Here is a 12154-nt window from a genome sequence, read left to right as displayed (position 1 = left end):
TCGTCGAGCGCGGCGTCGGCGGCCTCGGTCGTGAGGGTCGCGAGCTCGTCGCGCAGGGTGTCGTGGGCCATGGTGCTCAGCTCCGGTGGTGTGTGCGGACGGCGGCGCGCGTGCGTGCGAGGAGGGGACGCGACCGGGCGTCGGTGCGCTGGGCGACGACGATGAACAGGGCGTCGACGATCGCGAGCTGGCTCATCCGGCTGCCCATCGCCGCGGGGCGGAGTTCGCTCTCGGCGCCCGCGACGCCGAGCAGGACGTGGTCGGCGTGGTGGGTCAGGGGCGCGTACGCGCGGCCGGTCACGGCGATGACCGTGGCCTCGTTGAGCTTCGCCTGCGTCGCCACCTCGAGCGATTCGGTGGTGGTGCCCGAGTGGCTGACGAGGAGCAGCACGTCGTCGTGGCCGATCACGCTCGCGAGGGTGAGGGCGTTGTGCGGGTCGTCGGCGATCGAGCTCGGGATACCGATGCGCTCGAGCTTGAGGTGGAGGTCCCGCGCGACGATGCCGCTCGCGCCGACACCGTAGAGGACGACCCGGCGGGCACGGACGATCGCGTCGGCCGAGTCGCTCAGCGCTCCAGGGTCGAGCGCTGCGCGGGTGTCGGTCATCACGGCGCGGACGTCCTCCGTGACCTTCGCGATCACGGTCGCGACGTCGTCGTCGACCCCGACGCCGGCGTGGATCTCGGCGTGCGTCGCGATGCCCCGCTCGACGGCGCGGGTCATGCTGCGTTGGAGGTCTGCGTAGCTCGGGAAACCGAGGTGCCGGGCGAAGCGTGAGACCGTCGCGGGGGACACCCTGGCGCGCTCGGCGAGGTCGGCGGCGCTGCCCGCCGCGACGCGCTCGGGGTCGCGGAGGACGGCGTCGGCGATGGCGCGCATGCTCGCGGGCATGCCTGCCGACTGGGTGCGCACGAGCGCGAAGGCGTCGGCGCGGTCGGTCCGAGGGTGCGCGGGCGCGTCGGGCGTCGTCTTCGGCATGCACGCTATGAAACCGTATTGCAGACTACTCCGCCAGTCCTGCAATCAGATTTCTTGGATCGTCATGCTGATCGGCGACGCGGTCGCCCGGCACGGACGGGAGGAGCGGATCGCCGTGCCAGCGCGCGGCGCGTCGTCGAGGTGTGTCGCGTCGGCGGACCGGTCCACGCTGCCGACGGGGTGTGCGGGGCGGAGGTGGGTCGTGCCTCCCGGCCGTCAGGCGGTGGTGCGTCGCGGACGGAGGACGCCCGCGCGGACCAACCACACGTAGAGGATGCAGCCGATGCAGACGTCGAAGACGGCGTTGAGGAACGCGGCGACGAGTGCGACGGCGGCGCCGACCGGAGCGGCGTACGGGACGCCGGCGAGGGCGAGGACGAGCGCGACGGCGGTCACGAACAGGCCGACCTGCTGGGCGAAGGTCGGGGGCTCCGGTGCCTCGAGTTCGGAAGGCGGGGCGAGTCGTGGGCGGACGAAGCGGCGGAAGAGGGCTCCGTAGGGGTGACGCCGGATGCCGCCGATGCCTCCGATGGCGAAGAGCGCGACGATCACCGCGAGCAGGACGATGCCGGCGGCGTACGTCGCAGGGACCAGGGTGAGGACGATCGTCGCCGCGAGGAGGACGGTCGTGATCGCGGCGCCGAAGCGCGGGGAGCGCGGATCGATGCCGGTGGTGGTGTCGCTCATGCGGGTTCCTCCTGGAGGACGGCGGCGAGTGCTGCGGAGAGTTCGGCGGGACGGGGTGGGCCGCCGAAGCGGGTGCGGACGGTGCGGTCGGCGTCGACGAGGAGGACCGTCGGGGTCTGCATGACCTTGTAGCGCGTCGCGACCTCGGCGCGCTCGGCCACGTCGATCTCGAGGCGGGCGACCCCGGCGTGCTGCGCGGCGAGGGCGTCGAGCTGCCGGCGGGTGCCGGGGCAGCGGGCGCAGGTCGGCGTCGAGAACTGGACGAGGGTGGCGCGCGTGCCGAAGGTCTCGGTGGGCGCGAGGCCGTGGGCGGTGGTGCTGGGGCTCGCGGCGTCCGGCTCGGGGCGTGCAGCGCTCGGTGGTGCCGCGCTCACGACTGTGCGGGCGCGGCCGGTGCGGCTCCGGAGCGCGAGGCCGAGCACGGTGGCGAGGGCGAGCACTCCCACGAGGATGGCGACGGCCGTGACGACGGTCATGGGAGGACGGTACGTCGATCCGGTGACAGCCGGCAGGAGGGTGACACCGTGTGACATGGTGCAGGCTGGTCCTCATGAGCGACGTCCCCATGATCCTGTTCGTCTGCGTCCACAACGCCGGCCGTTCCCAGATGGCCGCCGGGTACGCCCGTGCCCTCGGCGGCGACCGGGTCCGGGTGCTGTCGGGCGGGAGCGAGCCGGGGTCGCAGATCAACCCCGTGGCCGTCGCGGCGATGGCGGAGGAGGGGATCGACATCACCGGCGCGGTGCCGCAGCTGCTGTCGACGTCCGACGTGCAGGCCTCGGATGCGGTCATCACGATGGGCTGCGGTGACGCGTGCCCGATCTTCCCCGGGAAGCGCTACGAGGACTGGGAGCTGACCGACCCGGCGGGCAAGGGTATCGACGAGGTCCGGCCGATCCGGGACGACATCAAGCGTCGGGTGTCGGATCTGCTCGGGTCACTGCTGCCGACTCCGGACGTGTCGGTGGAACCCGGTCGCTACCGGCACTTCAAGGGCGGGGAGTACGACGTCGTGCTCGTGGCGAAGGACGTCGAGACCGAGGAGCCGGTCGTCGTGTACCAGGCGCTGTACGGGGAGCGGGGTCACTGGGTGCGGTCGCTCGCGGACTTCACGGCGTGGGTCTCGCGGGACGGGTACGAGGGGCCGCGGTTCGTGCGGGTGTGACTCCGACGGAGACGATCCGCGGTCGTCCTCAGCGGCGTGAAGCGATCCGATGAGCGGCGGCGATGCTGCCGAGCGCCAGGCACACGGCGCTCACCAGCCAGTACTCCGGGGCGGTGTTCGTCGTCACGACGCTCGCCCACACCGCGACCCCGTCACCGGTCCGGCCGAAGACCGCCGTCAGCAGGAGCCACACGACGCCGGGGATCGCCTGATGACGGCTGCCGATGAGTGGTCGCGCGACGAGGGTGGTGCCGACGAACGTGATCGAGTTCCGGAACAGTGCGGCTGCGGACGATTGATCAGCACCGAGGGCGGTCGCGGCGACCGCGGTTCCTGCGGTGAGCACGATCATGAGCACCGCGAGTCCGACCTCGAGGACCTCCACCTGCCGTACCGCTGGCACGCCAGGACGATGCACGCACGAGCTCAGCATGATGCTCACCGCGAGCGGCGCGATGGCAGTCACGGGGATCGTTCCGAAGGGTGCTCCACCCGCGAGCGACGGGAAGATCAGCGCGACGGGTCCGAGCCCGATGGACACGAGACTCGAGACGAGGACTGCCCCGAGGAGCAGCGGGACCCGGTGTACTCGGATCCACCACCTCACGGCAGCGGTCCATCGGCGAGATCGGAGTCGCAGTCCGTCAAGTTCGTCAGCGTTTCGATCACCCAGTCTCGCTGCGCGGCCGGACCGGCCTGATCAAGCCGATGCAGGAGCTCGTCGTCGGTCAGCTCGGTTGCCGGTGCGACGTCGTCGGACGGCACGATGCCCGACGAGCCGACTGCGATCAGCCACCGGTCGGCGACGGCAGCCGCGTTCAGTCGGCGGTCGTAGTCCGAGGGGGATCCGCAGTACGCGGCGATCTCGGGTGGCAGGAACGACGTCGTGACGCTGTGGACCAGGTCGGCATCGGTCATACCGACCTGAACGACGATCTGCAACGTGGCGCTCGTCGATGCTCCGGTGCCGGCGCGGATCGTCCGCGGGACCCGGACCCCGGCCGCTCCGAGGTTCGCGGCGACGCGCCGGATGATGGTCTCAGGGGCACCCCGTGCCGTCTGCTCAGGGAAGAGGCACACGGTCGGTGCCGCGCCCTCGCAGCGGAGCTCGGACGCTGATCTCGCGCGGAGCGCTGTCGCGCCGAGCGGGGACGCCGACGTGAGAGCTGAGGCGACGACGAGGACCATCGCCGTCGCACCCAGCACGGCACCGCGTCGCTTGGTCCGCAACGGCGAAGAGCGGTGTGCGACGGCGACGAAGAACAGGGCGATCGCAGCCAGCAGGCTGAAGACGATGGCCGTCAGTGGAGCCTGTGGGTCGAGCACCGTCTCGATGGTGCAGCAGTCCGACATCGACAGACCAGCGAGGTAGCGGAGCGGGAAGTAGTCGACGGACCACGTGAAGCCCAACCAGCAGTACGACGAGAGCAGGGCGGCTGGGACACCGGCGAGCGGCGGGAGCCAGCGGCCCAGCGTGTAGCCGAGGATCGTGTGGAAGAGCACGATCGAGACGAGCGCGACGAGCACGGCTGGTGGCGGCGCTCCGGGGGCACCCCAGGTGTCGCGACTCATGACGAGCAACGCAGCAGCCTGGACGACGCATCCACTCACGAAGGGTGGCCAGAGCACATCGCCCACGACCCAGAGGTCGGACCGGACGGATCGCGAGAGGAGCGCACGGCTCGATCGAGCGCGCCGGCCTTCCCACGCAGCGGCAGTGGCGGACACGCCACACGAGAAGATGAGGAACACGGCGGAGCCGGCAACGGCGGCTGGCCAGTATCCCGACACCGAGGTCTCGGCGGCGAACCGGACTCCGTACGCGAGCACGCTCAACACGCCGACCGCGCCGAGCCACGCGCTGGCGCGGAGCCGCCACGGGAGGATTCCGGGCATCAGTCGTCCGCCGAGACGAGACGCGCGTAGGCGGCGACGACGGGATCGTCGCCGGGGTTCGCCGGCCGGGCGGTCGCGGTGAAGGATGCGACCGTGCCCGTGTACGACGCGCCGCCGTTGTCCATCACGACGATCCAGCCGTAGGTCGCCAGCACGTCCTCGGTCTGGTGCGTCGACACGACCACGGACACGTCCGTGGGCAGGGACTGGACGATGTCCGCGAAGCGGGCTCGCTGAGCGGGGTCGAGGCCGGCGGTCGGCTCGTCGAGCAGCAGGAGCCGGGCGCCTCCGACGAGTGCCCCGGCGAGTCCCATGCGCCGCGTCTGGCCTCCCGACAGCCGCTGCGCCCGGTCGTCCGCTCGGTCGGCGAGATCGACCGTGGCGAGCGCGCGCTCCGATCGTGCCCACGCGTCACGGCGGGACAGGCCTTGCAGCCAGCCCTGGTAGGCCACGTGCTCACGGACGGTGAGGCCCGGCGTGACGATGCTCTGCTGTGGGAGGAGTGCGACTGCTCGCCGGTACCGGCCGCGATTCCGTCGGTCCGAGGGGCTGCCGATCCCGCTGACGCGCACCCGCCCGGCGGACGGCCGGAGTGCGTCACCGATGAGGTTCAGCAAGGTCGACTTCCCGGCGCCGTTCGGACCGAGGACGACCGTTCGCCCGGCAGGGACGTGCAGGCGCAGGTCGCGGAAGACCGCTCGTCCGCCGATATGGGCGAAGGACAGGCCGTCGATGTCGATGTGCAACATACCCCCGTAGAACTGGAATTTCAGTGTTCGGTGACTGTAGCATCACCGCGTCTGCTGGGGCAGGCCGAGCTGGAACCGATCCGCTCGACACGAAAGGGGAATCATGACCGGGTTCACGAGACATGCCGCTGTCGTAATGGCTGGCGCGGTGGTGGCGTGCAGCGTTCTCGCTGCAGGCCCCGCGTTCGCGGAGGGGTCCTGGAACTCGTCGCTGAGCGGCGTGGCCATCGGCAAGAGTTCGCGGAGTTGGCAGGACTCGCACCGAGACAACGTCAAGACGACGACGACGTTCTCGGGGTGCCGGATCACGGGCAACGCGAGCGGTTTCTCATCGGCGACCGTCACGTTGTACGACGAGCGTGGTCTGCTACCGGATCAGAACATGGGCTCGAAGACCAACCGATGTGGCAAGAGCGACTGGGGAGTCATGAGCCGCTCGGACCGGTACCACTGGACGATCTCCAAGCTCAACGGCGCCAGCTACGAGAACGTCTTGCGACTGTCGGTGTCGTCCATCCGCCAGACCTACTGAGCTCGTCGTCGTTCTCGCCGACCGTTGTCCGTGCGGCTGATGAGATCGGCGCTGTCGGCGGCCACCCCTAGGCTCGCAACGCACCAACGAGACGGGGGACCCGCATGCAGATCACCACCGACGGCAGCGTCCTGCTCAGCCCGAGCGACCTGTCGACGTGGGCGGCGTGCGAGTGGGCGTTCCTGCGACGCCTCGACGCGAAGCTCGGGCGTGGGGAGCCGCTGCCCGAGGTCCACGACGACATGCTCGAACGGACCGCCCGGCTCGGCGATCAGCACGAGCTGGACTACCTCGACATCCTCAAGCAGACGCACGAGGTCGTCGAGTTCGACCGGCCGGCCCCCGCCGGGTACGCGGACGCCGCACAGGCAGCGCTCGACACGCTTCGCACGGGCGCGGACGTCCTGTACCAACCGACGTTCCACCGACCCGCGGCGCCCGACGCCCCGGGCTTCATCGGCTTCGCGGACTTCATCATCCGCAACGACCGCGGCGAGTACGAGGTGTACGACACCAAGCTCGCCCGCCACGCCAAGATCAGCGCCCTCCTGCAGCTCGCCGCCTACGCCGAGCAGATGCAGGCGCACGGCATCCCGACCGGGCAGCAGGTCCACCTCGTCCTTGGCGACCGGACGACCACCACGCACGACCTCGCCGACATCGCGCCCGTGTACCGGACCCAGCGGGCGGAACTGCAGCGTGTGATCGCCGAACGGATGGCGGCGGACGACGAGCTGGCCTGGGGCGACCCGCGCTACAGCAGCTGCGGCCGCTGCCCGATCTGCACGACGCAGGTCGCCGACCACCGCGACCTCGTGCTCGTGGCGGGCATGCGCCTGGACCAGCGGACGAAGCTCATCCGCGCCGGGGTGCGGACCATCGACGACCTGGCGGACCGCACCGCGGCCGTGCCCGCGATGTCGCGATCGACGCAGGACCGGCTGGTGCGTCAGGCGCGCCTCCAGGTCGAGTCAGAGGCATCCGCCGGCCGCGCGCCCGTGTTCGAGGTGGCGGACCCGCGCGCGCTCGACGCGATCCCCGCACCGGACGCGGGCGACGTGTTCTTCGACTTCGAGGGCGACCCGCTCCACACCGAGGACGGCGTGCACTGGGGGATCGACTACCTCTTCGGGCTCGTTGACCCCGAGGCCCGCTTCACGGCGTTCTGGGCGCACACGCTCCGTGACGAGCGACAGGCGCTCGTGGACTTCCTCGCCTTCGTGGAGCGACGCCGCGAGCAGCACCCGGACATGCACATCTACCACTACGCCGCGTACGAGCGGACGCACCTGCTGTCCCTCGCTGCACGGCACGGGGTGGGGGAGGACGCCGTCGACGACCTCCTGCGCGCGGGCGTCCTCGTCGACCTCTACCCGATCGTCCGCAAGGCCCTCGTCGTGGGCAGCTACAGCTACTCGATCAAGAAGCTCGAGCCGCTCTACATGGGCTCCGACCTGCGGCTGAGCGACGTCACGAACGCCGCTGACAGCATCACGGCCTACGTCGACGCGATCGAGGAGCTCCGCAACGGCGATGCCGCGGCCGGGCAGCACATGCTCGACGAGGTCGCCGACTACAACGCCTACGACTGCCGCTCGACGCTGCGGCTCCGCGACTGGTTGCTGTCCTTGCGCGCGGAAGTCCCGACTCCGGACGTCGACGAACCGGCCGAGTTGCTGCCGCCGATCCCCGTCGACCGTGAGCCGAACCCGGTGTACACGGCGCTCGCCGCCTCCCTCGAGGGTGTCGACGCCCTCGACCGGACGCCCGACCAGACGGCGCTGGCGCTCGCCGCAGCCGCGATCGACTACCACCGCCGCGAAGCCAAGACCTTCTGGCAGGACCATTTCGACCGGCTCCGCAACCCGGTGGACGACTGGGCGGACACCCGCGATGTGCTGGTGGTCGAGCGGGCGTCGGTCGAGCGCGACTGGGGCACACTGCCGCGCGCACGCTCGCAGTCGCGTGAGATCCGGTTGTCGGGGACGCTCGCGCCCGGCTCGCGGATCCGGCCTGGAGGCACGCCCCACCTCGTCTACGACGACCCACTTCCGCCGTCGATCACCGCTCCGGCGCCGGGATCGAAGGGTGCGTCGGCCCGCGCGGTCGTGCTCGACGCGTTCGACAACGGTGACGCCTTCGAGGTGATCGTGAAGGAGAGCCTGCCGGTGGGCGGCGGCGAGCCGCACCCCGACTTCCCGGTCGCGCTCGCTCCGGCAGCACCGCCACGCGCGAAGCCGCAGCCGGAGGCCATCGCCGAGTGGGGGCAGGAGGTCCTCGACGCCCTGCCGGCGATGCTGCCCGACCCCGCGTTCGACCTGCTCCGCCGGGTGCCGCCACGCGGGCCGATCGCCCCGGTGCAGGGCGACGACACGGTGTCCGCGGTGGTGGCCACACTGCTCGGCCTGGATCGGTCGTACCTGGCGATCCAGGGGCCTCCCGGCACGGGCAAGACCTACGTCGGGTCGAACGTCGTCGCCCGCCTCGTCCGCGAGTACGGCTGGCGGGTCGGCGTCGTCGGCCAGTCCCACGCCACGTCGGAGAACTTCCTCGCTGCGGTCGTCGCCGCCGGGGTGCCCGCCGACCGGGTCGTCAAGGTGCCGCGCTCGGGTGCGGACGCCGAGGACGTCGAAGCGGCGCTGTGGACCCCGGTGAAGAACAACGCCGCCGTCGCCGCGTTCCTGTCGTCGTGCGCCGAGACCGGTACGGGTGGGGTGGTCGGTGGGACCGCGTGGACGTTCGCGAACGAGGGGACCATCCCGCGCCGCTCCCTCGACCTGCTCGTGGTCGACGAGGCCGGGCAGTTCTCACTGGCCCCGACGATCGCGTCCTCGGTCGCTGCCACCCGCCTGCTCCTGCTCGGCGACCCGCAGCAGCTGCCCCAGGTGTCGCAGGGCTCGCACCCGGAGCCGGTCGACGTCTCGGCGCTCGGCTGGCTGACCGACGGTGAGCACGTACTGCCGCCCGAGTTCGGCTACTTCCTCGCACGGACACGTCGGATGGAGCCGGCGCTCACGGCGTCGGTGTCGTCACTCTCGTACGATGGGCAGCTGTCGTCGATGGCGTCCGGTCGGCACCTCGACGGCATCGACGCGGGTGTGCACCCCGAGCCGGTGCCGCACGCGGGCAACACCACCTCGTCTGCCGAGGAAGCCGCCCGGGTCGTCGCCCTCGCGCGGAACGTGATCGGCCGGACGTGGACGGACGACTCTGGTACGCGGACGTTGACGGACGAGGACGTGATCGTCGTCGCGCCGTACAACGCGCAGGGAGCGCTCATCCGCCAGGAGCTTGATCGTGCCGGACTCAGCGGCACGCAGGTCGGGACGGTCGACATGTTCCAGGGGCGCGAGGCCGTCGTGTCGATCGTGTCCCTCGCCGCGTCGAGCGCTGGGGACATCCCGCGCGGCCTCGACTTCCTGCTCATGCCCAACCGGCTCAACGTGGCGCTGTCCCGGGCGAAGTGGGCGGCGTACCTCGTGTACTCGCCGGCGCTCACCACGGGGCTGCCGCCGTCGATCAGCGGGCTGTCACTGCTCTCCCGCTTCATCGAGTTGGTGGAGCCACGTCGCTGACGCCCGAACGTGGGCTTTCCTCGGCTCGGACGTGCTGCCACGGTCGAGGCGTGACGAATCGAATCACGACGCTCGGGCACGACGGACCCGTCGAGGGGCCGGAGTCCCGAGCGACGGCCATCGGAGCACTGCCGATGACCTTGCGTGCGCGACGTCCCGGGTACGGGGTCATGCAGGAGTGCCTGCGGCTCCAGTCCCAGGTGCCAGGGCGGACGCGAGCGCAACGGTTCTGGGGTGTGGACCCCGTTGCGCCAGCGGCGCAGTCATGGTTCAAGGGTGCACTGGGTGAACGTCGCGTCGCCGCTGAGCTCGACCGCCTGGGGCCGGCCTTCACCGTGTTGCACGCTGTGCCGGTCGGTACCGGTTCCACGGACATCGACCACCTGGTGGTCGGACCGACCGGGGTGTTCTCGATCAACACGAAGAACCACAGCGGCCAGCGGGTCTTCGTCGGTGGCGGTTCGTTCATGGTCGGCGGCGGGAAGACCTCGCACATCGGCGCCGCCCAGAGCGAGGGGCGGAAGGCCACCAGACTGCTCTCGGCGGCCGCCGGTGGGTCGTTCCCCGTGCAGCCGCTGCTCGTCGTCGCGGCGGATCGGATCACGTTCGGCAAGAAGCGTGCTCCGGTCGTCGTACTCCGGCCGGACCAGGTGCGCGGGTGGATCCTCGGGCAGCGTCGGGCGTACTCGGACGAAGCCGTCCGGTACCTGTCGATGGTTGCCGAGGAGCGAGCCACCTGGCACGCGACCGCGTTCGCGCCGGACGACACCCTACGGCTCGAGCAGCGCTTCGACCGGCTGCTCCGCCAGGTGGAGGACGCGCGCGTGCGACGGCGTCGGGCGGCGCTCGCGGTCGTCCTCGGGGTGATCGGGCTCCCGGGCGCGGTACTCATCGCGCTCAGGGGTGCCGCGACGGTGCTGCTCGGCTCATGACCGATCCACGGTGGACGGGACTGCCGTTGTCGACCCGATGAAATCGAGCCGGACCTGACCGGCCTGCCTCCAGACCGACGCCGGCGCCCGACCCACGAGGTGAGCCTGGCGCCGGACGTTCGGCCCTCAGTACTTGGCCGACTGCCCGCCGTCGATCGGCACGACGGTCGCGTTGACGTAGGAGGCGTCGTCGGAGAGCAAGAACGCGACGACCGCGGCGATCTCGGGCGCTTCGCCGTAGCGCTTCGTCGGGTTGACCTGGATGAACTCCTCCGCGGCCGCCCGCGGGTCCGACGGGTTGAGCTGCTTCATCGAGTTCTCGACCATCGGCGTCCAGATCGCGCCGGGAGCGATGGCGTTGATTCGGATGCCGTACTGGCCGTACTCGACGGCCGAGTTCCGGGTGAGGCCGACGACGCCGTGCTTCGCCGCTGCGTAACCGGACTGGTTGCCGATGCCGCGGATGCCACCGACGCTCGCGGTGTTGACGACCATGCCGGAGCCCTGTTCGCGCATGACACCGAGGACCTTCTCGAGGCCGAGGAACACGCCGCGGAGGTTGATCGACACGACCCGGTCGAACTCCGCCGCGGTGAAGGACTCGGTCGGGTTCTGCTTGCCCTCGATGCCGGCGTTGTTGAAGAAGCCGTCGATGCGGCCGAAGTGCTCGGTCGTGTCGAGGACGTACGCGTCGACCTGGCTCTCGTCGGAGACGTCGGCGACGGTCGTGAGGACGTCGGTGTCGGGGGCGACCTCGAGGACGGCGGCCTTCGTGGCCTCGAGGCCCTCGGCGGAGACGTCGACGAGTGAGAGCGCGGCGCCCTCGGATGCGAGACGGACGGCGGTGGCGCGCCCGAGGCCGGAGCCGCCACCGGTGATGAGGACGACGCGGTCGGTGAATCGGCTGGTGGACATGGGGCCTCCTGAGGTCTTCGGCGGTGAAGGGCTCGGGGTCCGCGCCCGGCGCGGGCAGCGAGTCCAATCAATGCGTGTGCATCGCCAGAAAGGCTACACCTGTTGTCTAGGTGTCCTTCGTGGTGCAATCGCCGACACCCCTGACGCCGCTTCAGCAGCGGTCGAGCACCCGGACCATCGCATCTCGCTCGGCGGCCGTCACCCACAGGTGGTACTTCGCCTTCACCGTGACCTGGTGCCCGACGTAGGTGCAGCGGAAGCCCTTCGCTGCGGGCAGCCACGTCGCCGCGTCCCCGGATCGCTTCTGCGCGTTCGAGTGCCGGTCGACGGCGAAGAGGTTCGACGGGTCGTTCGCCAGGGCCTCGCGTGAGGTCTGCGACAACCGCTGCGCGCCCGTCCGCCATGCGTTCTCGAGTGCGACCACGTGGTCGATCTGCACCTGGGTCGACGTCGTCTGCCCGCGGGTGAACGCGATGGTGCCGCCCGTGTAGGGCGACACGAGCGTGCCCGTCACGACCGTGCACGGCTCGCGCCGCACGACGTGCGTGAGATCGCGGGCGAGGACGTCGTTCCGGGTGTCGCAGCCGTTGTGGTCCACGTCGAGCCACGCGGTGCCGAACCGCGCCGTGCGGTCGTAGCCGGTCGCCGGCGCCTTCCCCTTGACCGGCAGGGTCGCGAGCAGACGCAGTGACGCTGCCGCGTCGGGATCCGGACTGGAGGCACG

Annotated in this window: 12 protein-coding genes and 1 pseudogene; 5 read left to right on the top strand and 8 right to left on the bottom strand. The window is 70.9% G+C overall.

Annotated elements, in window-relative coordinates:
* Window positions 1–76 precede the first annotated feature (76 nt).
* The 3 genes from NS184_RS16120 to NS184_RS16110 form a co-directional block, all read right to left on the bottom strand.
* Window positions 77–979, bottom strand: a complete 903-nt coding sequence (locus NS184_RS16120; RefSeq protein ID WP_058727108.1) for a MurR/RpiR family transcriptional regulator — start codon at window positions 977–979, stop codon at window positions 77–79.
* Window positions 980–1195: 216 nt separating this feature from the next.
* Window positions 1196–1666 carry a DUF4395 domain-containing protein gene (locus tag NS184_RS16115; RefSeq protein WP_058727107.1) on the bottom strand — a complete coding sequence of 157 codons (471 nt, stop codon included), beginning with the start codon at window positions 1664–1666 and terminating at the stop codon, window positions 1196–1198.
* Complete coding sequence (locus tag NS184_RS16110; protein ID WP_058727106.1) at window positions 1663–2142, bottom strand: TlpA family protein disulfide reductase; 480 nt, start codon at window positions 2140–2142, stop codon at window positions 1663–1665. The genes NS184_RS16115 and NS184_RS16110 overlap by 4 nt, the downstream gene beginning before the upstream one ends.
* Before the next feature lie 74 nt (window positions 2143–2216).
* On the opposite strand from NS184_RS16110, the pseudogene NS184_RS18795 reads away from it, so the two are divergent.
* Window positions 2217–2615, top strand: a pseudogene (locus tag NS184_RS18795) (arsenate reductase ArsC); the annotation flags it as partial.
* Between the two features lie 9 nt (window positions 2616–2624).
* Complete coding sequence (locus tag NS184_RS18790) at window positions 2625–2831, top strand: DUF1653 domain-containing protein (protein WP_242863090.1); 207 nt, start codon at window positions 2625–2627, stop codon at window positions 2829–2831.
* Between the two features lie 28 nt (window positions 2832–2859).
* Here NS184_RS18790 and NS184_RS16100 read toward each other — a convergent pair whose 3' ends face one another.
* From NS184_RS16100 to NS184_RS16090, 3 genes are read right to left on the bottom strand one after another with little or no spacing between them, the layout of a single operon-like run.
* Window positions 2860–3438, bottom strand: coding sequence for a hypothetical protein (locus NS184_RS16100; RefSeq protein WP_058727105.1), 579 nt, complete (start codon window positions 3436–3438; stop codon window positions 2860–2862).
* Entirely contained in the window at window positions 3435–4727 is a 1293-nt protein-coding gene (locus NS184_RS16095; RefSeq protein ID WP_058727104.1) for a DUF7224 domain-containing protein, read from the bottom strand. The genes NS184_RS16100 and NS184_RS16095 overlap by 4 nt, the downstream gene beginning before the upstream one ends.
* Window positions 4727–5473, bottom strand: coding sequence for an ATP-binding cassette domain-containing protein (locus NS184_RS16090; protein ID WP_193750515.1), 747 nt, complete (start codon window positions 5471–5473; stop codon window positions 4727–4729). Before NS184_RS16090 ends, NS184_RS16095 begins: the two co-directional genes overlap by 1 nt.
* A gap of 106 nt (window positions 5474–5579) precedes the next feature.
* On the opposite strand from NS184_RS16090, the gene NS184_RS16085 reads away from it, so the two are divergent.
* The 3 genes from NS184_RS16085 (at window position 5580) to NS184_RS16075 (ending at window position 10515) form a co-directional block, all read left to right on the top strand.
* Window positions 5580–6008: a hypothetical protein gene (locus tag NS184_RS16085; RefSeq protein ID WP_152998275.1), complete on the top strand. Its 429-nt coding sequence runs from the start codon at window positions 5580–5582 to the stop codon at window positions 6006–6008.
* A gap of 104 nt (window positions 6009–6112) precedes the next feature.
* Window positions 6113–9583 (top strand): TM0106 family RecB-like putative nuclease, encoded by a 3471-nt coding sequence (locus NS184_RS16080; RefSeq protein ID WP_058727101.1) that lies wholly within the window; start codon window positions 6113–6115, stop codon window positions 9581–9583.
* A 50-nt stretch (window positions 9584–9633) separates the two neighbouring features.
* On the top strand, window positions 9634–10515 hold the full coding sequence (locus NS184_RS16075) for a nuclease-related domain-containing protein (protein WP_058727100.1): 882 nt from the start codon (window positions 9634–9636) through the stop codon (window positions 10513–10515).
* Window positions 10516–10641: 126 nt separating this feature from the next.
* On the opposite strand, the gene NS184_RS16070 is transcribed toward NS184_RS16075, so the two are convergent.
* Together NS184_RS16070 and NS184_RS16065 are read right to left on the bottom strand one after the other, a co-directional pair.
* Entirely contained in the window at window positions 10642–11430 is a 789-nt protein-coding gene (locus NS184_RS16070) for an SDR family oxidoreductase (RefSeq protein WP_058727099.1), read from the bottom strand.
* Window positions 11431–11581: 151 nt separating this feature from the next.
* Window positions 11582–12154: HNH endonuclease family protein (locus NS184_RS16065; RefSeq protein WP_152998274.1), on the bottom strand; the 573-nt coding region annotated here is incomplete at its 5' end.

This window comes from Curtobacterium luteum (assembly GCF_001475545.1).
GTDB classification, from domain to species: domain Bacteria; phylum Actinomycetota; class Actinomycetes; order Actinomycetales; family Microbacteriaceae; genus Curtobacterium; species Curtobacterium luteum_A.
The sequence above is the reverse complement of the archived record's forward strand: the minus strand, read 5'-3'. Positions and strand labels throughout refer to the sequence as shown.